Raw genomic sequence first — 26,998 nt, 5'->3', positions numbered from 1 at the left:
CCCGATGGGTTAAGCCAAAACCATCTAAGTATCCCCATAAAAAGAAAAATGCCAGTCAGCTTAACTGACTGGCATTAAGCTCAGGCTCCTTTTTTTGTGTCTAAAAATAAGGGTTATCGAGCTTAATCTCTATCGTTTTGCCTTTTGTATAAGGTAGGGTATTTAAATCCTTTGCGAAGTATTCATTAAATAATGCATCAAACTCGCCGTTTTCTTGCATCACTATTAACCCCTCTTCAACAGCCTTTGCTAATTCAGGTTTACTCTTAGTCACAAAGTAATAAATACCGGTTGGATAACTTATATATAAATTAGGCACAATTACTAAATTACTTTGTTTGTTTTCAATAAGCTCAGAGTTAACCTCAATAAACGAGCGAGGAAAGTAATCTATTCGTCCACGGCTCGTTAAAGTGAACATGGCTTGGTAGTTAGTAAGCGGTCTTACATGTAATCCGTTATAGGACATTATTCTTGTATCTGGCCAGTTGTGCCCTTGTACAGCCGAAAACGTAGCTAGCTGCTCAATATTTTTTACCTTTTTAAAGCGCGCCAAGTTTTGCTTATTAGTTAATAAAGCTCGCTTACCTATATAGCCTTTAAATAGTGGTATTTTTATCGCCAAAGCAAGCGCCTCTCGCTCTGGACTGCTCATACTCCAATACATATCTAATTCGTTATCATCTAGGTTTATTAACTTACGCTTTTGCAGTTCTGATATGGGGGTCATTCGGATAACACCGGAGTAGTTAACACTTTCAAGTGCACGTACTAATAACTCATTGAGGTATTCTTCTCGTGCGTTTTGGGTATCTTGCTTTTGAGCAACATTAATTATTTGCTCTTGCGCCATAAGTGAAAAACTTACAAACAAACTAAATACACTGATAGAAACTTTTATTGGTAACATAATAATTACCTGCTTTGTTTAAATTACCTATTATTGGCTGAAAGGCTAAACACTTCTAAAGCATCCCTTGAGCACATAAATAAATAGATAACTAGAGCGATAACACTTGGCTTATTTTAGCCTCAGTGGCCGGTGACTTAACCTATGGCGATTTATATATTATTGCAAAAAGGTCCTACCGATTCACACTACAAAGTTAGCACTGTTTTCGTAAGCTTGCACTGTTACATCCGCTAATGAAAACTTAGACGCCTGAACAATTAATAAATTGCAGGTATAAAAAAACCGCTCATAGGAGCGGTTTTTATTTAATGAGACTCTACTACGGCATTGCGTCTAGGTCTGCACCTTCTTTTTCAATTACTTCTGGTATTAAGTCTTCTTTGCTTACGCCCATTGCTATAGCAACAGAACTCGCAACATAAATCGAAGAATAAGTACCAATAAACACACCAAACAGCAATGCAGTTGCAAAGCCATGAATGGTTTGTCCGCCCCATGCAAACAAAGCAATCAATACTAAAATAGTCGTGATTGAGGTTACAAGTGTACGGTTAAGTGTTTGCGTAAGTGAAATATCAATAATTTCTACTGTATCGTCAATGCGCACTTTACGGAAATTTTCACGAATACGGTCAGATACAACAATCGTATCGTTAAGTGAATAACCTATTACCGCAAGAATTGCCGCTAATATAGTTAAATCAAACTCTAAACCTAATATCGAAAATAAACCCACAGTAATAATAACATCGTGTAGTAGTGCACCTACCGCACCCACAGCAAAGCGCCATTCAAAACGAAATGCAACGTAGATTAAGATACAAATAAGTGCAGTTAACATGGCAAGGCCACCCTGCTCTTTTAAGTCTTCACCTACACTTGGGCCCACAAACTCAATACGGCGCATTACTACGCTGTCATCAGCTTTTTTAAGCGCATCGATTACTTGGTTACCAATTACTTCAGCTTTAACATCACTACCGCGCGGTGCTAAACGAACTAAAATCTCTTGGCTTGAACCAAATAGTTGTACTGATGCATCAGCAAAACCATTATCAGCTAGCGCAGCACGTACTTTTTTAAGGTCTGCTGGCTGTGAAAAACCAACTTCTACCGCAGTACCGCCGGTAAAATCTAAACCAAAATTTAGACCTTTAACAAAAACTGATGCAAACGACGCTAAAATTAATAACGTCGAAAAACCCATAGCCACTTTACGAAGAGACATGAAACGAAGGGTTCTACTACCCAAACTTAAAATTTGCATGTCAGCTCCTTAAATCGAAAGTTTATCAATACGTTTACCACCAACAAATAAGTTGATTACCGCACGGGTACCAACAATGGCTGTAAACATTGAAGTTAAAATACCAATCGCAAGTGTCACTGCAAAGCCCGCAATCGGACCTGTGCCTACTGCAAACAGTATAATGGCAGCGATTAACGTGGTGATGTTAGCATCAAATATAGTGCTAAATGCGCTATCGTAACCGAAATGAATCGCTTGTTGAGGGCTGCGGCCATCGGCCAGCTCTTCACGAATACGTTCAAAAATAAGTACGTTAGCATCAACTGCCATACCTACGGTTAATACAATACCTGCAATACCAGGTAGCGTAAGTGTCGCGCCTGGAATTAAAGACATAACACCAACAATCAGTACTAAGTTAGCCGCAAGCGCAAGGTTTGCAACCATACCAAAGCCTTTGTAGTACACAAGCATAAACACAAGTACAAACGCAAAACCAAGTGCAACCGCAGTCATACCCGCTTCAATATTTTCTTGACCTAAACTTGGACCTACAGTGCGCTCTTCAACAATTTGAATTGGTGCTACAAGCGCACCTGCACGAAGTAGCAAACTTAAGTTATGTGCTTCAGCTGGGTTATCGATACCTGTAATACGGAACGAGCGATCAAGACGTGCTTGAATTGTTGCTACGTTAATAACTTCTTCAACCTTAATAGGCGGAAGCGCTTTACCGTCTGCATCTTTTTTACCTGATGGCTTGTACTCAATAAATACCGTTGCCATACGCTTACCAATAGCACGTTTGGTAAAGGCATTCATTTTTGCCCCACCTTTGCTATCTAGCGTAATACTCACTTGCGGGCGTTGGTATTCATCAGCGCCAGATTGCGCGCCAGTTATATGGCTGCCTTCTAGAATAATACGCTTTTTAAGTACAACAGGGTAACCGTCGCGGCTCATGATCATTTCAGTACCCGCAGGGATACGACCTTGAGCAGCAGCGCTAATATCAGCGTTTTCGTCTACTTCACGAAATTCAAGTGTTGCTGTTGCGCCTAAAATTTCTTTAGCGCGTGCTGTGTCTTGAATACCAGGTAGTTGAACAATAATACGCTCAGCGCCTTGGCGTTGTACGTTAGGTTCTGCAACACCAATTTGGTTGATACGGTTACGAATAATCGTTTCATTTTGCTTGATAGCGTAGTCACGAATTTCTTTGAGTTTTTGTTCACTCATTGTCGCAAAAAATGCTTTATCGTTACTGCTGTCATCAATGTAGACATTTAGCGGGTAGCGAGTTTCTAAGAAGCTCTCTGCTGCATTTTTGTCTTCTTCAGTACGCATTTCTACACGCATACGATCGGAGCCTGCTACGCGGCGAACACTACGGTAACGTAGTTTTTCTTCGCGCAGGTCGCTACGAAAATCTTGTTCCATTTGCTCAAGCTGGTTATCAACCGCTGTTGCCATGTCGATTTCCATGGTGAAATGTACGCCACCACTTAAATCAAGACCTAGCTTCATAGGGTTGCCACCAACCGCTTTTAACCAAGCTGGTTGAGCTGGTGCCATATTAATGGCAGAAATATAATCGTCGTTAAGCGAATCACGCAGTAAGTCATGCGCTTTAAGCTGTTCTTCAACATTTTTTAAACGAACTAAAATTTGTCCATCTTCAAGTATTGTCGATTTAGCGGTTACATTATTTTTTTCAAGGATTGCGTTTACTTTGTCTACAACACTGAGATCGACATCAGCGCCTTTAGCACCTGAAACTTGTATAGCCGGATCGCGACCATACAAGTTTGGAGAGGCATATAAAAGGCCAATGGCTACCACAGCTAAAACAAGTAAATACTTCCAAACTGGAAACTTGTTTAACACGGGGTCGTCCTTATTATTTTTATAGCGACTTCATTGTGCCTTTTGGCAATACTGCAGATACTGCAGATTTTTGTACTGTTACTTCTGCCTGCTCGTTTAAAGAGATAACGATGAAATCTTTCTCTTCAGAAATCTTCACAATTTTACCCACTAAACCGCCTTGGGTAAGTACTTCATCGCCTTTAGCCATCATACTCATTAAGCTTTTGTGCTCTTTAACGCGCTTAGCTTGCGGGCGGTAGATTAAAAAGTAAAAAACCAAACCGAAAATAGCTAACATTATTAGCATTTCCCAACCACCGCTTGCCGCAGGTTGACCAGCTGCTGCGTGTGCATTTGAAATAAATAAACTCATGATACTTCCTCTTTAATTTTAAAGTTTAATTTTTTATATCTACTAGCTCTGGCACGTCTTGGCCTCGGCGAGCATAAAAATCTTGTACAAATTCTTCTAATTTACCTTCGCTAATTGCATTACGTAAACCTTCCATAACACGTTGATAGTAACGTAAGTTATGAATTGTGTTTAGTCGCGCACCTAAAATTTCGTTACATTTATCAAGGTGATGCAAATAAGCTCGTGAATAGTTTCCACACGTATGACAATCACACTCAGGGTCAAGTGGCCCTGTGTCTGTTTTATGTACTGCGTTACGTATTTTTACTACACCCGTGGTAATGAATAAATGGCCGTTACGCGCATTACGTGTTGGCATAACACAGTCAAACATATCAATACCACGGCGAACAGACTCAACTAAATCCTCTGGCTTGCCTACACCCATAAGGTAGCGTGGTTTGTCTTCTGGCATTTTAAACGCACAATGATCAAGAATATTCATCATTTCGTTTTTAGGCTCGCCTACTGATAGACCACCTAATGCATAGCCATCAAAGCCAATTTCTTCTAAGCCTGCTTGCGATTGTGCACGTAATTCTGGGTACATACCACCTTGAATAATACCAAACAAAGCAGATGGATTGTCGCCATGCCCTTCTTTTGAGCGCTTAGCCCAACGAAGAGATAACTCCATAGAATCTTTAGCTTCTTTTTCAGTTGCAGGGTATGGCGTACACTCGTCAAAAATCATAACGATGTCTGAGCCTAAGTCGCGCTGTACTTCCATCGACTTTTCAGGCGACATCATAATTTCATCACCATTTACTGGAGATTGAAATAACACGCCTTCTTCAGTGATTTTACGCATTGCGCCTAAGCTAAATACTTGAAAACCGCCTGAGTCAGTTAAAATTGGGAAATCCCAATTCATAAAGTCGTGTAAATCACCATGTTGCTTAATGATTTCAGTACCTGGACGAAGCATTAAATGAAAGGTATTACCTAAACATATTTGCGCACCAGTGGCTTTTACTTCATCTGGCGTCATACCTTTTACAGTACCGTAAGTACCAACAGGCATAAATGCAGGTGTTTCTATTACACCACGGTCAAAAATTAAGCGGCCGCGGCGCGCTTTTCCGTCAGTACAATCTAATTCAAATTTCATATCATCCTCAATGTCAGAAAAACAGTCCAACAAGCTATAATTTAACCGCTCGATTCTACCCTTTTTACCTCATTAATACTATTAGCTGCGATAAATTCAGGTTTGCTTATTATGCTAAACAAAAACCCCAGCTTCGTTGCTGGGGTTTTTAGTGTTTTTTACTGAGTATTAAATAATAAACGGTTACTTGCGTGTTAAAAACATCGCATCACCGTAACTAAAAAATCGGTATTTTTGTTCAATTGCCGTATTGTATGCACCCATAATATTGTCTTGTCCGCTAAAAGCACTGACTAGCATTATAAGCGTTGATTCTGGTAAGTGAAAATTTGTGACCATGGCATCAACAACATTAAATTGGTAACCCGGAAAAATAAATATATCGGTATCACCAAAATACGTATCTAACTTGCCGCCGTGAACTTTAGCTGCCGACTCTAATGAGCGTACTGAAGTTGTGCCTACAGCAATTACGCGCCCGCCACTTGCTTTGGTTTGTGCAACGGCAGCAACTACATCATCGGGTACTTCAATGTACTCGGAGTGCATTATATGCTCATCAACACTATCTACTCGTACTGGCTGAAAAGTACCGGCGCCAACGTGTAAAGTAACAAAGGCCATGTTTACACCTTTATCTTTTAGTGCCGTCATTAACTTATCGTCAAAATGTAAGCCCGCTGTTGGCGCAGCAACTGCACCTGGCTTTTCTCCATAAACAGTTTGGTAACGCTCGCGATCAGCTTCGGTATCAGGTCGGTCAATATAAGGAGGCAGTGGCATATGACCAATATCATTAAGTATATCTAGCACGTTTTGGCTATGATCAAACTCAAGCTCAAATAATGTATCGTGGCGTGCAACCATTATTGCCTTGGCTTTGCCCTCTAAAATAACTTCGTTACCAACCTTAAGCGACTTGCTCGCGCGTACGTGCGCAAGTACGCGATGTTCATCTAGCACTCGCTCTACAAGCACTTCAACTTTGCCGCCAGAGGCTTTTTGACCAAACATACGTGCTGGAATTACGCGTGTATTGTTAAAGACTAACAAATCGCCTTCGTTTACTAAATCAAGTATGTCGCTAAACACTTTATGTTCTAGAGTTCCGCTTGGGCCATCTAAAGTAAGTAAACGGCTGCTAGTTCTGTCCGCTTTAGGAAAACGAGCTATTAATTCATCAGGTAAGTCAAAGCTAAAGTCAGCCACGCGCATAATTAGTAATCCACATCATTTAAAATCGCGCCAAGTGTATATGTATCGGATATTAAGCTCAAGAAATCAGCCAAACTTATAATGTCTTGTTTGCGTGTTTGTCATTTAATTTTCTTGTTCTTATGGTTAAATGTCACTATTCTTGTTCGGCTGAATTATTATAAGTTACATTAGGGGTGTTCAACACGTGCCAAACCAGCTTAAATTGCTAATATTAAACGCAAGTAGTGCTGAACGTCGCGCGATTAAAGGCACTTTAGATAGCTTAAATGTATTTACCTTTATTGATGCGCAAGATAGCCAACAAGCTTTAAAGCTTTTAAAACAACACCCTGTTGATATTATAATAACGGGCATTAATGTTGGAAAAATTGACGGCTGGCGCTTTTCGAGGATGATCCGCTCAGGATTATTAAAAACACCAAAAAACACCCCAATTTTACTTATTCCGCCAATTTACTGTGAGCGTATTGCCGAAACAACAGCCAGAAGCTACGGGATAGATGCTGTACTGCCGTTTGAACATAAAGATATGCTTCCTCAAGTGCTTGCGAATGTTTTATCTACGCACCTAGAAAAAAGTAGCCGACTAAATTTATTGCTATTAGAGCCACTTCAAAATACGGCCGACAAAATTAGTGAACAGTTAAAGTTAAACTTTGCTATTACTCACGTTACCTCAGCTGAAGCAGCACTAAACGCTTACAACCAACAGCAGTTTTCAATTGTGCTACTCGATGCCACTACATCAAGTGCAGGGAGCTCGAGTGTACTCGTTGAAGAAATACTACAGCACAATTCTAAACAAGCTATTGTTACGATTATAGAAAGTGATGATGCTGATTACGCTGAGCAGCTTTTGCTGTCTGGTGTTACCGATTTTATTAGAGCCCCATACGACCCTTCATTTTTAAATAAAGTGTGTGACCACGCCGCACGACGTGAAGATTTTATGGTGAGTTATGCTGAGTTTGCTTACAAAGTAGAGCAGCTAAGCGTGAGCGAAGTGCGTTACAAAGAGTTATTTTCGGCTCATCAGCGTATTTTATTGCATTTGAATACGGTTGTTTTAGAGCTTGATCAGCAAGGGCATATTCGTTTTATTAACCCTGCATGGGAGACATTAAGCGGTTTTGGTGTTAAATCATCACTACAAACCCCACTAAGCGCTTATTGTAATAACGAAGATAAAGAAAGACTAAATTATACTATTAATGACATTTTACATGGTGGCGAACAACAGCAACAAATAGAAGTAAAGCTCACCCATAAAAATGGCAATTTAATTTGGGTCGAATGCAGATTACAGCTAATCAAAAATAGTCGTAATAACGCGACCATAACCGCCACTATCGACAACATACACGAACGTAAACAAGCAGAGATCCAACTACGTCATTTAGCACACCATGACCCATTAACTGGTTTACATAACCGTTATTACTTTGATCAACAGCTTAATAAAATATGCCAAGATAAATACACGTATGATGGCATAGAGCATGCTGTTATTTATATTGACCTCGATCACTTTAAAATAATAAACGACAGCAAAGGTCACCACCAAGGTGACATAGTATTAAAAGAAGTCGCGCAATTATTTAAAGCAAATATTGGCGAAGACCATTTGGTGTGCCGAATAGGCGGCGATGAGTTTGCAGTCATACTTACCGATATGAATTTACTGGATGCACACCTTATTGCTGAAGGTGTGTGCAGCGCAATAGAAAAACATGCTTTTAAATCAGAAGATCAGATATACACAATTAGCTGCTCTATCGGTTTAACTCAAATTACGATACAAAACAATGATCCTAATGAATGTTTAAAACAAGCCGATATTGCTTTGTATATTGCCAAAAATTTAGGGCGTAACTTAGTACATTGCTACTCAAAAGAGGACGCTCAAAACAATACGCTTCAAACTGGGCTTGAATGGGGTCACGAAATTCGACAAGCACTGCAGCAAGATAATATTGAACTGCATTACCAACCTATTTGGGATTTTAAAGAGTGTAAAGTTGCTTATTTTGAAGCGCTCTTACGCTTAAAACTCAAAGGTAAACTTGTGTACCCAAATCAATTTATTCCCTCTTTAGAGATGCTTAACGACACATTTTTGATGGATCAATGCGTTATACGTAATGCCGTTGCTTGTGTATCTAAGCACCCAGAGTTAAACCAAGTTGCTATTAATTTGTCAGCACAATCATTCTTAGATGAACGCTTATTGCCATTAATTGAATCAAACCTTGAAAAGTATAACGTGCCCCCTTCGCGGATAATTTTTGAAATAACTGAATCAGCAAGTATTAACAACTTAAAAGCGACTCGTAAAATGATTGAGAAGCTTAATAGCTTAGGCTGTCATTTTTCTATTGACGATTTTGGAACTGGCTTTAGTACATTTAACTATTTAAAGCAGCTTCCAGCACAGCATGTAAAAATTGATGGCTCATTTGTAAGCGACATGCTTAATGACCCTATAGACTTAGCGTTAGTAAAAGCAATAAATGATATTAGTCGGTCTCTCGATAAGCGCTCTGTAGCTGAGTACGTTGAAAACGAAGAGATATTTTTTGCACTAAAAGAGATAGGTGTTGATTATGGACAAGGCTACTTTATTGCACGCCCAATACCTGTTGAAAAAGTAAAAGATGAACTTGAAAAAATTTCAAAAAATAAAACGTTTTACCAACAACAAGCTAGCCCAAAATAAACAAAATTAAACAATTTGTTACTACCAATATTACCTTTCTTGCCTATACTTTCAGTATCAAATAAAAATGTCGTGCATTTTAACGCATTTCACTTTAAAAACATGACATTACCTTTTGGCGGCGTAGTACTGATATTTATAGTGGGTTTCAAAGCTATTTAAGCTTTTAAGGAGAAAGGTATGACACAGCTAGTTATGTTATTACTGATTATACATTTTGCAATCGCGTATCAGTGCTATCGTTACGCAAATATTAAAGGCTACCCAGTTAAGGTTTTTACTGTATTAGGTTGCGTGCCTTACTTTAACTTGGTGGTATGGATTTATTTACTATTTTTACCCGAACTTGAGCCTTTTGAAAGCCATCTTCAAAATCAAAAGCAGCCTTTATAGGCTGCTTTCATTCATTTCCTATTCTTATTTAGAAAAATCTAAACTACATTGGCGCTTTAAAAATATCTCAAGCTGTTGACTAAATAACTTAAAGTCGCGGATCCGCCCCGTAGTTTTACGCCACAATATGCCAATATCTCTATATGCATCGCTTTGTGATGGTGTTGCCACCATATTTTTATTATCTAAAATTCCGGCGTTAATCGCCATTTGTGGTAAAAAAGTCACCCCGAGCTGATGCTCAACCATACTCAATAATGTATGCAAGCTTGCTGCTTCAAATGGGTTAATACAACTAGCACGGTTTAAATGACATGCACTAAGCGCATGGCCTGTCATACAGTGCTCACGCTCGAGTAAGAATACGCTAGCCTCTGGTAATAGATTAAAGTCGACTACGCCCTTTGCAGCGCTGTAGTCCTTATGGTGCACTAAACTAAACTGATCTTTTGCCAATACTTGTGTATGAAATTTATCGGTTTCGTATGGCAGTGCAAGTAGCGCTAAATCAATATGCCCATGCTCAAGTTTATCCAGTAGCTTATCACTCGTATCTTCTATTAATACCAACTCTAAATCACAAAAGGTTTCTTTACAAAAGTGATACAGAGGAGCCGCTATAAAGCTAGCAATTGTAGGTATAACACCCACTGTTAATTTACCACTCAGTGGTGTTAAAAAGCTTTTAGTGAGTTCTTTTAAACTAATTGTATCGTTAATTATTTTACGAGAGCGCTCAACAACTTCTTCACCAATACTGGTAAACATAAGGCTGCGATTTTCGCGTTCAATAAGCTGGCAACCCAACGTTTCTTCAAGATTTTGAATAGCACTGCTTAAAGTAGATTGCCCTATAAAACAGGCACTGGCAGCTCTGCCAAAGTGCTGATGTTGATGAACAGCTAATAAATACTGTAGCTGTTTGATACTTGGAAGATTGGTCATTTTTTCTTTCCACAAATAAAAAGACCCCAACACCTAGGGCATTGAGATCTTTTCAAGCTAAAAGTCTTTGAGTACTTTTTTGTTAAACCCCAAATGCGGTTCTTAGTACGTAGAAAATAACAATAGCAAGGGCAGCGCCAACTGGCAATGTAATTACCCAAGAAACTACAATGTTTCTGATAACACCCATGTTAAGTGCACCAATTCCACGTGCCATACCTACACCTAATACTGCACCCACTAAGGTTTGAGTAGTAGAGATTGGCATACCAGTACCTGATGCAATAACAACGGTAGAAGCAGCGGCTAGTTCAGCAGCAAAACCACGGCTAGGCGTTAAATGTGTAATGCCTTCACCAATCGTTTTAATTACTTTTTTGCCCAAAATAGCAAGACCCGCAACAATACCGAAACCACCTAGAGGTAAAATCCACCAAGCAATAGCCGCTTTTTTAGCAATTTCACCATTGTTTTCAACAATATTTACAACAGCAGCTAGTGGACCGATTGCATTAGCAACATCGTTAGAACCATGTGCAAAGGCCATACAACATGCTGTTAATACCATAAGAACAGCAAACACTTTTTCAACATTGTTGAATTGCATTTGTTTATCTGCTTTTGGATCGATATTTAAACGAGAAATAGCAATTTTACCAATTATAGCAACGACAACTGCTACAGCTATTGCTAAGGCGTACCCTTCGGCTGCACCTAAATCAACACCAACATGCTTTAAGCCTTTTTTAATTGTGACCAAGGCCATTATAAAACCTGCTAAACCCATATAAAGTGGTACATAGCGTTTAGCATTTTTTAGTGGTGCATCTGTATTAAAAATAAGTTTTTGTGCACTCATAAATATTAAGTATGCAATAAAGCCTGATATGGCGGGCGTTATAATCCAACTACCAACAATACCACCTACTTTATCCCATTGAATCGCCTCAGTACCAACAGCAACTAACGCAAAACCAATGATTGCACCAATGATTGAGTGAGTCGTTGATACTGGCCAACCCAAGAACGAGGCCATTAATAACCAAGCACCCGCTGCAAATAAAGACGAAATCATACCCAGAACCATAAGTTCAGGAATGTCTGCAAATGGTGCGGCATCGATAATTCCTTTACGAATTGTTGATGTAACCTCACCACCTGCTAAGTAAGCGCCTGCAAATTCAAAAATCATCGCTATAAAAATAGCTTGTTTGATTGTTAGCGCTTTTGAACCTACAGATGTGCCCATGGCGTTCGCTACGTCGTTCGCGCCAATACCATAAGCCATAAAAAAGCCGACTGCTGCGGCAATTAAAATTAATACCGTGCCGTAAGATGCAATGATATCCATTGTAAAACCTTAATCTTTCGTGTTTGAACTGATTTTAAATTAACGAGCTAACATCAGCTCAAGACGTGATCCTACGCGCTCTGCAATATCTGCAAGCTCGCCAACCCATTCAATGATTTTGTACAAAAACATAACATCAATTGGATTTAACTCACCCTCTACATCACGTAGCTGGCGGCGTACTTTTATCTGCATTTCGTCCGTGTCTTGTTCTATGGCATCCAATTCAACTAACATTTTTTCTACTAAGGTGACTTCTCGACCTTTAAAACCCGTTTCTAGCAATTCTTCTAATTCATTAATTGCTTTAGATGCTTGTTTAGTCGCATCTACACAACGGGTTAAGTAAGCTAAGAAATCAGCTTGCATAACTTTTGGAATGGTCATTTCACGACCAATCACTCGCCCTGCAATATCTTTTGCTTTATTGGCAATTTTATCTTGTTGAGTTACTAGTTCGAGAAGATCTGTACGCTCTACCGGCATGAATAAACCACGCGGTAATTGTAAACGTATATCTCTTTTCATATCATCGGCTTCACGTTCTAAATTGCGAATAGTGATGCGAAGCTCTTCTGCTTGTACCCACTCTTCTTTAAATACGTGATTAAAAAAAGGTATCAAAGCTTTACTTGCTTGATGAACCTTCTTGATGTGTTCTTCCATTGGTTTGATAGGAGATTTTGCAAATACTCCTAAAAACGCGTTTGTAGGCATAACTGACCCTTTAATCAAATTGATATGCTTTGCAGCATGAATTTTACAGTATTAACCAAGATTGTGAACGCTTTTTATTACTTCACTAAAGCTTGCAATACATAAAGCGACACTAAGCCGCTTTAATAGAAAAGCATGATGGGTAAAAAATCATAGTGATTTTTCTATATCTTCTTGAGATGTATGGCGAATATCTTTGCCATTAACAAAATAAATAATGTATTCAGCAATGTTCTGACAGCGATCACCAATACGCTCTAATGAGCGAACAGACCAGACTAAGTCCATGATTTTAGGTATTGAGCGTGGATCTTCCATCATGTAAGTCATTATTTGACGTGTGATGGCTTCATATTCGCGGTCAACTTTTGCATCTTCTTTATGTACTTGAAATGCACGTTGCACATCCATACGCGCAAATGCATCTAGTACGTCGTGTAGCATTTTTAAAACCTGGCGGCCCATATTTTCAATATTTACTAATAAATCTTGCTGATCTTTGGTAAATGAGTCTAGTGCAACTTTAGCAATTCGCTCAGCTTCATCGCCAATACGTTCTAAATCGGCGATTGTTTTAGCAATTGCAATCACTAAACGCAGGTCACTTGCTGCAGGCTGACGACGAGCAATAATACGCGTACACTCTTCATCAATACTTACTTCCATTGCATTCACTTTATAATCGTTCTGACGTACCTTTTGAGCAAGCTCTGCATCGTTACGACTCACCGCATCAAGCGCACTATTTAACTGCTGCTCAACTAAGCCACCCATACTTAATACATGATTACGTACATTTTCTAGTTCTTGGTTAAAACGCCCAGAAATATGTTTATTAATATTATGTTCCATAGTTACCTTCTCTCTTAATCTTGCACAACACGCTACAACGGGCTAATTAACCGTAACGACCGGTAATATAATCTTCGGTCTTTTTCTTCGTTGGTGTAGTAAATAAGGTATTTGTGTCTGAGTACTCAATCAATTCGCCCATATACATAAAGGCTGTTTGATCAGATACTCGTGCTGCTTGTTGCATGTTATGTGTAACAATAACAACGGTAAATTGGTTTTTTAAATCGTTTATTAGCTCTTCTATTACCAAAGTAGAAATAGGGTCAAGTGCTGATGTAGGTTCATCTAATAAAAGAACTTCTGGCTCAATTGCAATTGAGCGAGCAATAACTAAACGCTGTTGCTGACCACCCGATAAGCCAAACGCGCTATCGTGTAATCTATCTTTTACTTCATCCCATAAAGCAGCACCACGAAGTGATTGCTCTACCACTTCGTCTAACTTACGCTTCTCTTTAATGCCTTGTAAGCGTAGGCCATAAACCACATTTTCATAAATTGATTTAGGAAATGGGTTAGGACGCTGAAACACCATACCTACATTACGACGAAGTGCTGCTACATCTACGCTCTTATCGTAAATATTTTGACCGTGAAGTAATATTTCACCTTCAATACGACAAATATCAACCAAATCGTTCATGCGGTTAATACAACGTAATAGAGTTGATTTACCACAGCCCGATGGTCCAATAAACGCAGTTACTTGGCCTTTTGGAATGTTCATATTTACTTTATTAAGCGCTTGCTTATCACCGTAGTAAAGATCGAGATCTTTAATCTCTAGCGCTTTTTGGTCATCCGTTAAATTTTCTAGGTCTAACTTCTGGCCTATATTAGCTTGGTTTACTTTTGGAGCGACTGTAATCATTTTTGTTACCTATAAAATCTTTACTAATTAGTGTTCAAGCGATCTGTACTTTTCACGTAAATGGTTACGTATACCAATGGCCGTTATGTTTAGGGTAATAATCACCGACACCAATAAAAAGGCCGTTGCGTATACCAGCGGACGTGCCGCTTCAACATTAGGGCTTTGGAAGCCAACATCGTATATATGAAAGCCTAAGTGCATGAACTTTCTATCTAAGTGAAAATATGGGAAGTTGCCATCAAGTGGTAATGTAGGAGCCATTTTTACAACGCCTACTAGCATTAACGGTGCAACTTCACCTGCAGCACGCGCAACTGCCAGTATTAAACCTGTCATAATTGCAGGGCTTGCCATTGGAATAATTATGCGCCATAACGTTTCAACTTTTGTTGCGCCAAGCGCTAGTGAACCATCACGTACGGTACTTGGAATACGAGATAAACCTTCTTCAGTCGATACAATAACAACTGGCAGCGTTAGTATAGCGAGCGTTAATGCCGACCACATTACACCTGGCGTACCAAATACTGGCGTTGGCGACGATTCTGGATAAAATAATTGGTCTAAGCTACCACCTAACATGTATACAAAAAAGCCGAGGCCAAATACACCGTATACAATTGAAGGAACACCGGCCAAGTTAATCACTGCGATACGAATCATTTTAGTGATTGCATTTTTTGCGGCGTACTCGTGTAAGTAAATTGCAGCAACAACGCCAAACGGCGTCACAATTACAGCCATCAGCATAACCATAAATACAGTACCAAATATAGCAGGGAAAACACCGCCTTCTGTATTTGCTTCACGTGGATCATCGGATACAAACTTACCTAGTTGCACAAAGTAGTGGCCTAGCTTTGCAAAAAAGCCCATATCGTTTGGAAACCAAACATCAAGTACTTGATACATAGGAATTGTAACAACTTCACCGCGCATATCTTTTACAGTTACGTGGTCACGTTTAGCTTGTTTGCGTAGTGCAAATAAATCTTTTTCAAGTACACCATACTCTGCACGTAATTCAGCACGTGCTTGAGCAAGCTCAGCAACACGCTCATCAGTGAGAGCGTTATCAAGTAAGTAGCCTTTTTCTTTTAAACGTAAGCGTTCAAGTGCGTAGTTAATATGCCCAATGTCACCATTTTGCAAATCAAGTGCTTCGTCATTTAAATCAACCGCACGCTCTACAAGCTCATGTAGCGCTTCTATTTTATCGCCATTAACCGGTTGACCGTCTTTAATAACGTTTTGCACATAACCATAAAAGTTACCGTTTTTACTACGCTCAAATACTGCAAGCGCCGCTGGTGCTGTTTTATTTGTTATGTCGGTTTCTAATATCCAACGAAAATCTAAATCTACATATTCGCGGTTACCTGTTTTAATAAGTAAGCGCTCTATTTCTTCTTTTTCAAACCCGCTAACATCAATACCTGTCGCGGCTAAACGCGTTTTTGGTACTAATTCACGATCGTAAACTTCGCCAATAACGGTTTGCTTTGCAATCGACCCTTCAAGTTCAAACTGTACAACTTCTGAAGGCCAGAAAAAGCTTAACCCTTTCCAGGCTATCATTGCCAATAAGCCTAAAACTGAAATCAAACTGATGCTCACTGCACCACCGGTCATCCAAATCCAAGGAGAACCAGACTTAAACCACTGCTTTACCATGTCATGTCTCTCCGCTTACATTGAGCTGTATTTTTCACGCAGTTGCTGGCGAACAAACTCAGCGACTGTGTTAAAAATGAATGTGAATATGAATAATACAAAGGCTGCTAAGAATAATATTCTATAGTGCGAACTACCTACTTCTGACTCTGGCATTTCAACTGCAATATTTGCTGCAAGCGTACGCATACCTTGGAAAATGCTCCAATCCATAATCGGTGTATTACCGGTTGCCATAAGTACAATCATGGTTTCACCAACTGCTCGGCCAAGTCCCATCATTACCGCAGAGAAAATACCTGGACTTGCTGTTAGTAATACAACACGTATTAGTGTTTGCCACTGCGTCGCACCTAATGCTAATGAGCCATTTGATAAATGCTTTGGAACACTAAATACCGCGTCTTCTGCAATTGAGAATATAGTAGGAATAACCGCAAAACCCATCGCAATACCTACAACAAGCGAGTTACGTTGATCGAATGTCATACCTAGCTCATTTGTTAAGTACTGACGTACATTGCCGTCAAACATCCAAAGTTCAACAAATTCGCTCATAGCAAACGAAAACCAACCAATAAGTAAAACGACCGGAATAAGGATGATTGAATGCGAACCATCAGGAATTCTATGGCGTATTTTTGTTGGTAATTTAGTCCAGGCTAAACCTGTCGCTAACATACCTAAAGGTAATAATATGAGTAACCCAACAATGGCAGGTAAGTGCTCTTCTATTAATGGGGCTAACCAAAGACCCGCTAAAAAACCTAAAATAACGGTTGGTAATGCTTCCATTATTTCAACGGTAGGCTTAACCACTTTACGTAATTTGCTCGACATAAAGTATGCCGTGTAAATAGCCGCCGAAAGCGCGATTGGTACAGCAAACAACATCGCATAAAGTGCTGCTTTTAATGTACCGAACGAAATTGGCACAAGTGAAAACTTAGATTCAAAGTCGTCACTGGCTGATGTTGACTGCCAAATATAACCTGGCTCTGGGTAACCTTCGTACCACACTTCTTGCCAAAGTGCTGACCACGTAACTTCTGGGTGCTCGTTATGAATGTCTAATACTGTTAGCTTATTATCCGCTAAAATTAACGCAGCATTTGAACGTGGTGCAATTGCAAAGTTTTCTATTGCGCCTTCACTTACTTTCCCCTGCCAAAGTTTTGCTTCGCTGGTTGTGTAGTACACGCCTAGCTCACCATTATTGCCGGTAGTAAAAAAAGTACGACGGTAAAACTCAGTAAATACATTTAATTTACTTTGCTTAGTTGTTTCAAATGAGCGAATTTTTTGATATTCACGGCCTGTGTCAGTGTTTACTTCAAACCACTGCGAAACCTCACCGTTATCATTAGCAAGCATGAGTGAGTTTGCGCCCGCTAGCAGTTGTGCAGATACAATATTTGCATTTTCTTCGTTAGCCGAAAGCAACTGAATTTGCTCTACATCACTTGGGTCACGCGTATCGTATACATACACTTGATTAGCAGAACGTACAAAAGTACGTGTTGTATCTGGCGACATTAATAATTCGTCTACACGTCCATTAACATCAAGTTCTGTACGCTCAACAACCCACTCTACTTCACCGGTAAACATATTCTCTTCAGCAATAAAGCTGCTAAATAATACACGCTTATCTTCTGTAAGAGCTACAACCGCTGTTTTGTCTTCATAGTGACTAAATGCAAAGCGTTTAATAGCTGCACCTTGTTCATCTACTTCTAAAGCCATTTCCCCTAGAGGAAAACCTAAGCGAGGTGTTAATTTACGCTCGTTATTTGGAAAGGTAACTAAAAATTTAGGTGCAACAACCATTACGGTGCCATCTTCTAAACCAAACGCATAATGCCCTTGAAAAGGCGCGCTTGTTGCAAAGCTTGTTGCATCACTTGGTAGCTCGGCGTTTAATGTTTTAAGCTTTTTACCAAAGCTGCCATCTTGCACACTGTAAAAATCAACCTGACCTTGCTGACTGAGTAAATAAGCAACTTCAGTTTGCTCTTCTACACCTAAGCCTGCTATTTGCTGTGAATTAGCAACATGAAAGCTATCGCGTTTTTCTACTTTTGCTGATTCAAAAATTGGCTGTACTACATAAAGAAGGTAAAAGAATATTAATAGCAGTGCTACCAATACCATTATCCCACCTGCGGTTATGCCAAACTTGGCAAACCGATCTTTAAATAGACGGCTTCGATCCGTATTAAAAGTCGGCTTATTCGGATTTGAAGTCATCAAAACACCCTTAAATCTTAACGTTGCATAAATTATATTTCATCAAGATGACAGTAATGTTACAGCAGTAATAATAAGCACTCTAAAACAGCTTTAAATAAAACTAACGAGGGAAAAGTCTAAATTAGCTTCAAATAGGTGATTTATAAGTGAACTAAATTATAAAATAATTGGACAAAGTATTTATCGAGGTCAATACTAAAAGAGTACTTAGTAAATAATAATGACTATTAATACTGCGTATAGTCAACACAACTATATTCATTTTTTTAATTTATAATCAAAGATTTATAAAAAGTGCAACAACACACAATTTAAATTAGACAACATACTTAATGCCTATGCATTTACTTTCTTTGGGCTTAAAAAGAGAATTATTTATGAAGCAGTTGGTTATAACTATTTTAGGGCAAGACCGCCCTGGTTTAGTAGAGAGCATCTCATCAGTCGTATTACAAAATCATGGTAACTGGCTAAGCAGTAACTTAAGCCATTTATTAGGTCATTTTGCAGGTATTATTCAACTTGAAGTTGCTGAGGAGCATTTTCAATCATTACAGAGTGCTTTAAATAAGTTACCTAAGTTAGACGTTCGTATTGAAACCGGAAACACTGAAGTTGAACCATCAACACTAGAGCAAATTAATTTAGTAATAACAGGCAACGACCGTCCTGGTATTGTGCAAGAACTGGCAAGTGTAATACGCCACAAAGGCGCTAACATTACTCATTTAAATTCAAGGCAGCAAAGTGCGCCTAATTGGGGAGTGCCTATTTTTAGCGCTGTTGCGACCGTAACTTTACCAAAAGGCATAGACAAAGATGAAGTGATTGAAGCGCTGGAATCAATCACAAGCGATTTGATTGTAGATACAGAAGAAGTTTAACCTCCCTTTTTGCGTGTCACTCTGCTGACACGCATCTCATTCTAACTAATTTTATCAAAATGCTCTGCAGATTATTTAACGCAGACATAAAATAAGCCGATGCAAGCATCAGCTATTTTAAATAACGACCTTAAAGCTAATAAGAGCAAGATAAACTCAGTAATCCCGCTCTTTTATAAAGCTACATATCCATATGTCGATTAGTGCTTTGCATCATTTGTTTAATGCCTTGCTTTTCAAGCTCTAGTATTTGTTGAAGCTTTTCTTGCCCACTTTCGGTTTCAGCTCGCTCAAGTAGGTACTCATATAACTCAATTACTTTTTGATGCTGCTCTGATAAGTAACCTTGAATAGCTTGCTCATCAAATTTTTGATCTTTGCTAATATCTTTAAAAGTAATTAACTCAGGATTTTTAGCAAAATATTCGTAGCTGTACGTATCAAGCGTATTAATTTCGGTAATAGCTTTAAAGCCAACTAAATCTTCAGCGAGTTTTTTTTCGTAATTTAGGTAATAGTCCACCAGCATTGCGTTATGTTCATCGAGTAAATCCTTTACGCTATAAAAATTAGCCGCCATTTGCGTATGAAACAAAACGGTCCAATCGTATACCTCTTTAATTGTTTTAACTTGCATGTGCATTCCTTACTTAGTTGACTGTATAGATAATACATTGCGTAAAGCGTGCCAATTAAAAAGCTATTTAAAAACAGTTAGTTAATTTAAATATGAGTAATAACAAGCTATTTAATAGAACAACTTACAAATTATAGGTAATTTTTATAGAGCAATGCGTGGGTAGTTAACGCATTGCTCTATAGCCTTATTATTTAAGTCCTTGTTTGCGCCATAGTAGGTAAACCGCAGGAATAACAAGTAAGGTGAGTACAATTGCACTGCCCATACCGCCAACCATAGGCGCTGCTATTCGGCTCATTACTTCGCTTCCGGTGCCCGTGCCATAAAGTACAGGTAATAAACCGATAATAATTGTCGCGACAGTCATCATAACCGGGCGTACTCGAAGCCCTGCTCCTTCAATGATAGCTTGCTGTAATTGCACTAAGCTAAGCGGTTTTCCGGCTTGCTCTGCTTCGAGGCACTTTTCTTGATAGGCTTGGTTTAAATACACCAACATAATGACCCCTATTTCTACCGCAACACCGGCTAAGGCAATAAAGCCTACACCTACTGCAACTGAAAAGTTAAAGCCCTCTAAATACATTAGCCATACGCCACCAATCATTGCCAGTGGCAACGTAGCCATAATAATAGTGACCTCAGCAAAGCTTCTAAAATTAAGGTAAAGCAATACAATAATAATCGCTAATGTAAGTGGTAATACATAAGTCAGTTTTTCTTTAGCGCGCTGCATGTATTCATACTGCCCAGCCCACGTAATTGAGTAGCCAGCAGGTAGTATTAGGTCTTTATCGAGCACTTGCTGAGCGTGCTCAACGTAAGTACCAATATCAACGCCATCTATATCAATAAAACTCCAACCGTTTAAACGTGCATTTTCGCTTTTTATACCAGGCGGTCCATCTTCAATAAATACATCGGCTACATCACCAAGTGCTATACGCTGCCCTGTAGGAGTTACAATAGGTAACAGCATTAACTCTTCTGGCGAGTCTCTGTATGCTTGCGGATAACGTAAATTAACAGGATAACGCTCTTGCCCTTCTACCGTTTGTGTTACGTTTGTACCACCTATTGCAGTAGATACAACTTGCTGTACGTCGCTAATGTTTAAGCTATAACGCGCGGCTTTTTCACGATTTATATCTACTTTTATATAACGTCCACCGGCTACTCGCTCTGAGTAAACCGATGCGGTGCCTTGCACATCTTTTAATAGCACTTCTATTTGCTGACCAATTTTTTGAATTTCACTCAACTTTGGTCCCGCAACTTTAATGCCCACGGGAGTTTTAATACCGGTTGCGAGCATATCAATGCGTGTTTTAATTGGCATTACCCACGCATTAGTTAGCCCTGGAAACTTAACCAAACCGTCGAGTTCTTTTTTAAGTTTTTCAAGAGTCATACCCTCGCGCCATTCGTCTTTTGGTTTTAACTGAATAAACGTCTCTATCATTGTAAGCGGCGCAGGATCTGTTGCAGTTTCTGCTCGCCCAACTTTACCAAATACTGTTTTAACCTCGGGTACTGTGGCAATTAACTTGTCGGTTTGCTGTAGTATTTCGCGCGCTTTACCTACCGATAAACCAGGATACGTTGTGGGCATATACATTAAATCGCCCTCATCGAGTGGCGGAATAAATTCACTGCCTATTTTATTTACCGGGTAAAAGCCAATAACAGAAACAACCACCGCGAGTACCAATGTCATTTTTGGAAATTTAAGCACCCAGTTAAGTAGTGGACGATACGCTGCGACGAGTAATCGGTTAACTGGATTTTTTTGCTCCGAAATGACTTTACCTCTAATAAAGTAACCCATTAATACCGGCACTAAGGTAATCGCAAGCCCAGCAGACGCTGCCATAGCATAGGTTTTAGTGTAAGCGAGTGGCGCAAACATACGTCCTTCTTGCGCTTCTAAAATAAATACCGGCATAAAGCTGACGGTAATAATTAATAAACTAAAAAATAATGCAGGACCCACTTCACTCGCCGATTTAGCCACAACTTCCCAGCGGTTTTCGTTGGTAAGGGGCGTTTTTTCCATATGTTTATGCATATTTTCAATCATGACGATAGCACCGTCAGTCATTGCCCCTATGGCTATTGCAATTCCTCCTAAAGACATAATATTGGCGTTAATCCCCTGCCAATACATAATTATAAATGCCGTTAAAATCCCAAGCGGTAACGTAATAATCGCCACCAGCGATGAGCGCACATGAAACAAAAACACCACACACACTAAGGCAACTACAATAAGCTCTTCAATTAGCTTACTTGTTAAATTATCTACCGCGTTATTTATTAAGTTGGAGCGATCGTACACAGGGACTATTTCAACACCCTCTGGCAATCCCTTTTTAAGCGATTCTAATTTTGCTTTTACGAGCTCAATGGTTTTTTGTGCATTTTCGCCATAGCGCATAATAACAATGCCGCCGGTTACCTCACCTTCGCCATTTAGCTCTGCTACACCACGGCGCATTTGCGGTCCAACTCGAATATCAGCTACATCACGCAATTGCAGCGCAGTACCATTAGCGTTTACGCCAAGCGGAATGGCTTCCAAGTCGGTAACACTCTTAATGTAGCCGGTGCTTGTTACCATGTATTCTGCTTCAGCCATTTCAACTACTGAGGCGCCCATCTCTTGGTTGCCTTGTTGAATAGCCGTTTGAATGAGACTAAGCGGAATACCATATGCGCGTAATTTATCAGGCTCTACATTGACTTGATATTGCTTAACCATGCCACCAACAGCAGCCACTTCAGATACACCGGGCACAGTTTGTAGCTCAAACTTTAAAAACCAATCTTGTAAGCTTCGTAGCTGACTAATATCGTGTTTATTTGTTTTATCAACTAGTGCGTATAAATAAATCCAACCTACGCCGGTTGCATCAGGGCCAAGCTCTGGCGTAGCGCTATCGGGTAATCTACTTGCTACTTGGCTTAGGTATTCTTGTACTCGGCTACGCGCCCAATACAAATCGGTTTTTTCGTCAAAAATAACGTAAACGTACGAGTCACCAAAAAACGAAAAACCCCTTACAGTTTGTGCACCCGGCACAGAAAGCATTGCTGTGGTGAGCGGAAATGTAACTTGGTCTTGCACTACTTGCGGCGCTTGCCCCGGATAAGTGGTTTTTATAATGACCTGAACATCAGATAAGTCAGGCAAGGCATCCACGGGAGTATTTTTTACCGCAAACAATCCTCCACCCAGTAAAATTAATGTAAGCAACAACACAAAAAAGCGATTGCTAACAGACCAGCGAATAATGGCAGTTATCATAATGGCTCCTAGTGAGAACTATGTTGCATAGTAGAATGATCAATCGGCTCTGCGTTTTGCGCTTTAGTAATTACAAATTCATCGTTAATAATGCTAAAAGTAAAATTAATATACTGGGCATTTTCAAACTGACTAATATCAATATCTGGCGCTAATACAAAGTCCATTGTGGCGGGTTCTCGATTCCATTTTTCAATGGCTTCTCGGCTAATATTAATAATGCGATTTTGTATATCTATGGCATTAATAGTGCCGTTAATCGTGGCGTTTTGTGGCTGCATATCCATGTTCATATTCGAGCCTGAAACAGAACTCATACCTGAGCTAATACTAGAACTAGGCATTTCCATTCGTTTAAAGTCGGAGCTTTTACTCGATTCAGAGTCTATTAAAAATTGCGCTGAAGTAACTACCGTGTCACCTGTCATTACACCTGACAAAATGACCGCTTCATTACTATTAATTTGCCCAACTTCAACTTCTACCGATTTAAAACGCCCCTCACCTAATGCAATAACCACACGGTTTTGATGCTGCGTGCGGATTACCGCTTCTTTAGGGACTGTAAATTGCGCCTTACTCGCTTTAGCGTGAATGCTCACTTGTGCAAACATATTTGGTTTTAACCGATGATCTACATTTTCAAACCTAAGCCTTACACGCAGAGTCCGGTTTTTAGCATCAAGCGCGGGGTAAATATAATCAACCTTACCTTCCCACTTTTGACCTTTTAAGTAATCAAGCGTCATTGTAACGGGCAAACCAACGCTCACTTGTTCTGATTGGCGCTCGAACACTTCTGCCTCTACCCAAATTTCATCAAGCTGGGCAATACTCATCATTGATGTGCCTGGTTTAACGTAAAAGCCTTCTCGTACTGTTAGCTCATCTACCACACCATTTTGCTTTGCGTAAAAAGTAATATTTTGCATTATCTTTTTATTTTTTTGTAAGCGCTCGATAAATCCATCAGACACATTTAACGACTCTAAACGCGCCTTTGCAGCGCGAATTAACACGGTATTATTACGATTAACTGCCAATAAAAGCTCTTCCTGTGCGTTCACCAATTGTGGTGAATACAATGTATATAAAGGCTCACCGGCTTTAACTTCTGCGCCTTGTGCTTTAACATATAAACTTTCAATCCAGCCTTCTACACGCGGATGAATGTGAATAAGTTGGTCTTGGTTATATTGCACATAACCCACAGTATTTATATCGCTGTGAAGTGTTTTAAGCTGCACTTTGGCAGTTCTTACACCAAAGTTATTAACTACTGCAGGCGAAATAGTTACAGCACCTGGTCCATCCTGAGCGTTGCTAGCGTTTTCATACACAGGTACTAAATCCATTCCCATTGGCGAAAGCCCTGGCGCGTCACGCCTGTAATTACTATCCATAGGGGCTACCCAATATAAGGGCTGTTTGTCAGCGCTTTGTTGTTCATTCATTGCCGAGTTGCTAGGTAAAAACTGCATTACTAAGCCGCCTATTAACCCAAAGGCGCCTGCGCCAACTAAGGCGGCAACAAGTAACTTTAAATTAGTATTCATTGTGTAATTCTCCAGTTTGCTCGCTCATTACTTGGGGGTCTAAGCTACTTGCATAATAATTAAGGCGGGCGGTAATAATATGTTGATCTACTTGAATATTCAGTGCATCAATTTTGGCGTTAAGTTCACTAATGCGCGCGCGCATCACGTCAGAAAAATCTCCGTCGTCGCGTGTATAAGCATTTAGTGTTGCCTGAGATTGCTCTGACATTTGCGGTAATAACGTATTTTGATAAAGCGCATCGCGTTTTTGCAAACGAGCGAGTTGGCTAAACTCCTTAAAGTACATGCCTTTGAGTTTTTGAAGCGCCACCAGCTTTTGTGTTTTAGTAGCTTCTGCACTAGCAATAGCCGATTTAACCTGTTGATCTTGTCTGTTATCAGTAAACAATGGCAAATCAATACTAAACCCCACAGAGAGTAAATCAGCTCGCGACTCACCCATCGGGGTATCATCTCGGTAACCATAACCCACATTAACGCCCATTTGAGGTTTGTAGCTTTGCTTAGCGAGCGCAACTTCGGTTTGCTTTGCCGTTACGGTTTTATCTATCGCAATAATTGCGGGATGCACCATAAGCAACTGTATTAGCTCATCAAATTCAAGGCTCGCAAAATCAACCAGCCCTGTGGTTTTAGTAAACTCAGTATTTAAAGGCTGCATAAGCATATTCATAGGTAACCACTGTGCTAAACGGTTTTTAGCACTTTCAAATTGCTGCTCAAGCATAACCAGCTTATCTTCAAGACGGGTGAGCTCTAATTGCGCACGAATAATATCTTGCTGACGTGTTTTACCTAAGGTGCTTGCGTAGCTTGCTTCGGTAATGTCAATAAGTTGAGTAAATAGCCCTTTATCTTGCTCAATTAAAGCAATACTTCGCTGAGCACGATACGCGTTTAACCACGACTCAATCACAATTGCTTTTACTTGTGCTAAGCGATCGGCGCGCTGCCAAGGGTATTGTTGAGCAGACTGTGCTAATGCTTTTTGTCTAAGCGCTAAACTATTCCCTCGGCTAAACTTTTGGCTCAAATCAACTTTAAGCTGCGTCATCCCTTCTTGATCAAACGCATAACCGTTAGTAGGTAAGTTGAGTAAGCCAACCGTTAAAACAGGATCGGGTAAGGTGCCTGCAGCAATGCTTTGCGCTATTGCTGCATCTTCTTGGTAGCCACTCGCTTTTAGCCATGGCTCATGCGTTAGCGCATAATTAAGCGCTTGCGTTAAGCTAAGCGTTTGCTCATTACTAGTTTGCTTTAGTATTTCGGTATTTAGGTTATTTTGATTGTTTTGCGCATTCACAGCGGTGCTAAATAACACAACACTACATAATACGACTTTAATACTTACAGCGTGGTTCATCATCTGCTCCATCTAAAAATAAAAGAAAATCTTAAATTAGGAAGCAAAAAAGGTGTTTAGGAGTTTTACAAAAACCTTTTATATCAATTGCATTGAATTAATGATCTATTATTGCGGTAGGGAAATAGCTCTATAACAAGGAAAAAATTACGCAGTATAGTTGCTTTATATAAGTAATTTTTAACGCAGTTAGAGAGTAATTTAACTCGCTAGAATGAGCATGTTTTCAATAAAATTGATATTACACCTATCCTGCTATTAAGCAGACATAGGAGGGCGATAGAGTGAACGAGGTATACTAATTTGTGTAGTAAATACACGTACATTTACTTTTTCAGATTCAAGTAAAGTAACGCTAAATAAAGTATCAACATTAAGCATTGAGTTAGCAGCGCAGCCACTCATAGGGCATTTACAGTCATTTTGTGGCGTACTTTCGTCGTCGCAACAATCCATCTGCATCATATTTTCAGACATGCTAGCGACAGCTGTTGCATCACTACTTTGTGTCATTGGCATTTGGGCATGCATTGCTGTTTTAGTTGGCATATGTGGCATTTCGCATACCATAGCTACAGACGCAACTGCCTGACCCACAAAAGTGAGCAGTAAAGTTATCATGAGTAAACTAGAGTAAAAACGTTGCAACATTATGCCTTTTAATAAACTTTAAAATGATTGTAAGGTAACCT

21 protein-coding genes are annotated in these 26,998 nt (G+C 39.6%); 3 read left to right on the top strand and 18 right to left on the bottom strand.

Annotated features, from left to right (window positions below; all coding sequences use genetic code 11):
• Positions 1-100 precede the first annotated feature (100 nt).
• The 6 genes from I6F66_RS12780 to queA form a co-directional block, all read right to left on the bottom strand.
• Positions 101-910 carry an ABC transporter substrate-binding protein gene (locus tag I6F66_RS12780; RefSeq protein ID WP_197209334.1) on the bottom strand — a complete coding sequence of 270 codons (810 nt, stop codon included), beginning with the start codon at positions 908-910 and terminating at the stop codon, positions 101-103.
• 322 nt (positions 911-1,232) lie between these two features.
• Positions 1,233-2,180: a protein translocase subunit SecF gene (gene secF / locus I6F66_RS12775; RefSeq protein ID WP_007586474.1), complete on the bottom strand. Its 948-nt coding sequence runs from the start codon at positions 2,178-2,180 to the stop codon at positions 1,233-1,235.
• 9 nt (positions 2,181-2,189) lie between these two features.
• Entirely contained in the window at positions 2,190-4,049 is a 1,860-nt protein-coding gene (gene secD / locus I6F66_RS12770) for a protein translocase subunit SecD (RefSeq protein WP_165739576.1), read from the bottom strand.
• Between the two features lie 19 nt (positions 4,050-4,068).
• Positions 4,069-4,404: a preprotein translocase subunit YajC gene (gene yajC / locus I6F66_RS12765; RefSeq protein ID WP_007586472.1), complete on the bottom strand. Its 336-nt coding sequence runs from the start codon at positions 4,402-4,404 to the stop codon at positions 4,069-4,071.
• Positions 4,405-4,429: 25 nt separating this feature from the next.
• On the bottom strand, positions 4,430-5,557 hold the full coding sequence (gene tgt, locus I6F66_RS12760) for a tRNA guanosine(34) transglycosylase Tgt (protein WP_007586471.1): 1,128 nt from the start codon (positions 5,555-5,557) through the stop codon (positions 4,430-4,432).
• Between the two features lie 183 nt (positions 5,558-5,740).
• Entirely contained in the window at positions 5,741-6,772 is a 1,032-nt protein-coding gene (queA, locus tag I6F66_RS12755; protein WP_165739580.1) for a tRNA preQ1(34) S-adenosylmethionine ribosyltransferase-isomerase QueA, read from the bottom strand.
• 187 nt (positions 6,773-6,959) lie between these two features.
• Between queA and I6F66_RS12750 the strand changes: the two genes are divergently transcribed.
• Positions 6,960-9,491 (top strand): GGDEF domain-containing protein, encoded by a 2,532-nt coding sequence (locus I6F66_RS12750; RefSeq protein WP_165739582.1) that lies wholly within the window; start codon positions 6,960-6,962, stop codon positions 9,489-9,491.
• 180 nt (positions 9,492-9,671) lie between these two features.
• On the top strand, positions 9,672-9,884 hold the full coding sequence (locus tag I6F66_RS12745) for a hypothetical protein (protein WP_002957835.1): 213 nt from the start codon (positions 9,672-9,674) through the stop codon (positions 9,882-9,884).
• Between the two features lie 24 nt (positions 9,885-9,908).
• Here I6F66_RS12745 and I6F66_RS12740 read toward each other — a convergent pair whose 3' ends face one another.
• The 7 genes from I6F66_RS12740 to I6F66_RS12710 all read right to left on the bottom strand — a co-directional run bounded on the left by I6F66_RS12740 (position 9,909) and on the right by I6F66_RS12710 (position 18,550).
• Positions 9,909-10,829, bottom strand: coding sequence for a hydrogen peroxide-inducible genes activator (locus I6F66_RS12740; RefSeq protein ID WP_007586467.1), 921 nt, complete (start codon positions 10,827-10,829; stop codon positions 9,909-9,911).
• A gap of 82 nt (positions 10,830-10,911) precedes the next feature.
• The gene (locus I6F66_RS12735) at positions 10,912-12,180 is read right to left on the bottom strand and encodes an inorganic phosphate transporter (protein ID WP_007586466.1); all 1,269 of its coding nucleotides are present in this window, start codon (positions 12,178-12,180) and stop codon (positions 10,912-10,914) included.
• Between the two features lie 39 nt (positions 12,181-12,219).
• On the bottom strand, positions 12,220-12,897 hold the full coding sequence (locus I6F66_RS12730) for a TIGR00153 family protein (protein ID WP_002957838.1): 678 nt from the start codon (positions 12,895-12,897) through the stop codon (positions 12,220-12,222).
• Positions 12,898-13,047: 150 nt separating this feature from the next.
• A complete protein-coding gene (gene phoU, locus I6F66_RS12725) occupies positions 13,048-13,749 on the bottom strand; it encodes a phosphate signaling complex protein PhoU (RefSeq protein WP_007586465.1) in 702 nt (233 codons plus the stop codon).
• Between the two features lie 46 nt (positions 13,750-13,795).
• Complete coding sequence (gene pstB / locus I6F66_RS12720) at positions 13,796-14,623, bottom strand: phosphate ABC transporter ATP-binding protein PstB (protein WP_007586464.1); 828 nt, start codon at positions 14,621-14,623, stop codon at positions 13,796-13,798.
• A 27-nt stretch (positions 14,624-14,650) separates the two neighbouring features.
• Positions 14,651-16,300, bottom strand: coding sequence for a phosphate ABC transporter permease PstA (gene pstA / locus I6F66_RS12715; protein WP_007586463.1), 1,650 nt, complete (start codon positions 16,298-16,300; stop codon positions 14,651-14,653).
• A gap of 15 nt (positions 16,301-16,315) precedes the next feature.
• Positions 16,316-18,550: an ABC transporter permease subunit gene (locus I6F66_RS12710; protein WP_165727118.1), complete on the bottom strand. Its 2,235-nt coding sequence runs from the start codon at positions 18,548-18,550 to the stop codon at positions 16,316-16,318.
• A 380-nt stretch (positions 18,551-18,930) separates the two neighbouring features.
• Between I6F66_RS12710 and I6F66_RS12705 the strand changes: the two genes are divergently transcribed.
• On the top strand, positions 18,931-19,437 hold the full coding sequence (locus I6F66_RS12705) for a glycine cleavage system protein R (protein ID WP_197178043.1): 507 nt from the start codon (positions 18,931-18,933) through the stop codon (positions 19,435-19,437).
• 181 nt (positions 19,438-19,618) lie between these two features.
• On the opposite strand, the gene I6F66_RS12700 is transcribed toward I6F66_RS12705, so the two are convergent.
• The 5 genes from I6F66_RS12700 to I6F66_RS12680 form a co-directional block, all read right to left on the bottom strand.
• Positions 19,619-20,074, bottom strand: coding sequence for a hypothetical protein (locus I6F66_RS12700; RefSeq protein WP_166420441.1), 456 nt, complete (start codon positions 20,072-20,074; stop codon positions 19,619-19,621).
• 190 nt (positions 20,075-20,264) lie between these two features.
• Positions 20,265-23,384, bottom strand: coding sequence for an efflux RND transporter permease subunit (locus I6F66_RS12695; protein WP_165739585.1), 3,120 nt, complete (start codon positions 23,382-23,384; stop codon positions 20,265-20,267).
• 8 nt (positions 23,385-23,392) lie between these two features.
• Positions 23,393-24,940 (bottom strand): efflux RND transporter periplasmic adaptor subunit, encoded by a 1,548-nt coding sequence (locus tag I6F66_RS12690; RefSeq protein ID WP_165739587.1) that lies wholly within the window; start codon positions 24,938-24,940, stop codon positions 23,393-23,395.
• Complete coding sequence (locus I6F66_RS12685; RefSeq protein ID WP_165739589.1) at positions 24,930-26,306, bottom strand: TolC family protein; 1,377 nt, start codon at positions 26,304-26,306, stop codon at positions 24,930-24,932. Before I6F66_RS12685 ends, I6F66_RS12690 begins: the two co-directional genes overlap by 11 nt.
• A 258-nt stretch (positions 26,307-26,564) precedes the next feature.
• Complete coding sequence (locus I6F66_RS12680; protein WP_306344997.1) at positions 26,565-26,927, bottom strand: hypothetical protein; 363 nt, start codon at positions 26,925-26,927, stop codon at positions 26,565-26,567.
• Positions 26,928-26,998 lie beyond the last annotated feature (71 nt).

This window comes from Pseudoalteromonas sp. NZS100_1 (assembly GCF_015864285.1).
Taxonomy (GTDB): domain Bacteria; phylum Pseudomonadota; class Gammaproteobacteria; order Enterobacterales; family Alteromonadaceae; genus Pseudoalteromonas; species Pseudoalteromonas arctica.
Note: the sequence above shows the minus strand (reverse complement) of the source record. Positions and strands in the feature narration are given on the sequence as shown.

Excerpts from the sequence above, each read along its gene's own strand:
- I6F66_RS12685 (WP_165739589.1), bottom strand. The coding sequence starts at position 26,306 with ATGAACCACGCTGTAAGTATTAAAGTCGTATTATGTAGTGTTGTGTTA.
- I6F66_RS12745 (WP_002957835.1), top strand. The coding sequence starts at position 9,672 with ATGACACAGCTAGTTATGTTATTACTGATTATACATTTTGCAATCGCG.
- yajC (WP_007586472.1), bottom strand. The coding sequence starts at position 4,404 with ATGAGTTTATTTATTTCAAATGCACACGCAGCAGCTGGTCAACCTGCG.
- I6F66_RS12735 (WP_007586466.1), bottom strand. The coding sequence starts at position 12,180 with ATGGATATCATTGCATCTTACGGCACGGTATTAATTTTAATTGCCGCA.
- secF (WP_007586474.1), bottom strand. The coding sequence starts at position 2,180 with ATGCAAATTTTAAGTTTGGGTAGTAGAACCCTTCGTTTCATGTCTCTT.
- I6F66_RS12700 (WP_166420441.1), bottom strand. The coding sequence starts at position 20,074 with ATGCAAGTTAAAACAATTAAAGAGGTATACGATTGGACCGTTTTGTTT.
- I6F66_RS12730 (WP_002957838.1), bottom strand. The coding sequence starts at position 12,897 with ATGCCTACAAACGCGTTTTTAGGAGTATTTGCAAAATCTCCTATCAAA.
- queA (WP_165739580.1), bottom strand. The coding sequence starts at position 6,772 with ATGCGCGTGGCTGACTTTAGCTTTGACTTACCTGATGAATTAATAGCT.
- pstA (WP_007586463.1), bottom strand. The coding sequence starts at position 16,300 with ATGGTAAAGCAGTGGTTTAAGTCTGGTTCTCCTTGGATTTGGATGACC.
- tgt (WP_007586471.1), bottom strand. The coding sequence starts at position 5,557 with ATGAAATTTGAATTAGATTGTACTGACGGAAAAGCGCGCCGCGGCCGC.
- I6F66_RS12710 (WP_165727118.1), bottom strand. The coding sequence starts at position 18,550 with ATGACTTCAAATCCGAATAAGCCGACTTTTAATACGGATCGAAGCCGT.
- I6F66_RS12690 (WP_165739587.1), bottom strand. The coding sequence starts at position 24,940 with ATGAATACTAATTTAAAGTTACTTGTTGCCGCCTTAGTTGGCGCAGGC.
- I6F66_RS12680 (WP_306344997.1), bottom strand. The coding sequence starts at position 26,927 with ATGATAACTTTACTGCTCACTTTTGTGGGTCAGGCAGTTGCGTCTGTA.
- I6F66_RS12705 (WP_197178043.1), top strand. The coding sequence starts at position 18,931 with ATGAAGCAGTTGGTTATAACTATTTTAGGGCAAGACCGCCCTGGTTTA.
- pstB (WP_007586464.1), bottom strand. The coding sequence starts at position 14,623 with ATGATTACAGTCGCTCCAAAAGTAAACCAAGCTAATATAGGCCAGAAG.
- I6F66_RS12695 (WP_165739585.1), bottom strand. The coding sequence starts at position 23,384 with ATGATAACTGCCATTATTCGCTGGTCTGTTAGCAATCGCTTTTTTGTG.
- I6F66_RS12740 (WP_007586467.1), bottom strand. The coding sequence starts at position 10,829 with ATGACCAATCTTCCAAGTATCAAACAGCTACAGTATTTATTAGCTGTT.
- I6F66_RS12780 (WP_197209334.1), bottom strand. The coding sequence starts at position 910 with ATGTTACCAATAAAAGTTTCTATCAGTGTATTTAGTTTGTTTGTAAGT.
- phoU (WP_007586465.1), bottom strand. The coding sequence starts at position 13,749 with ATGGAACATAATATTAATAAACATATTTCTGGGCGTTTTAACCAAGAA.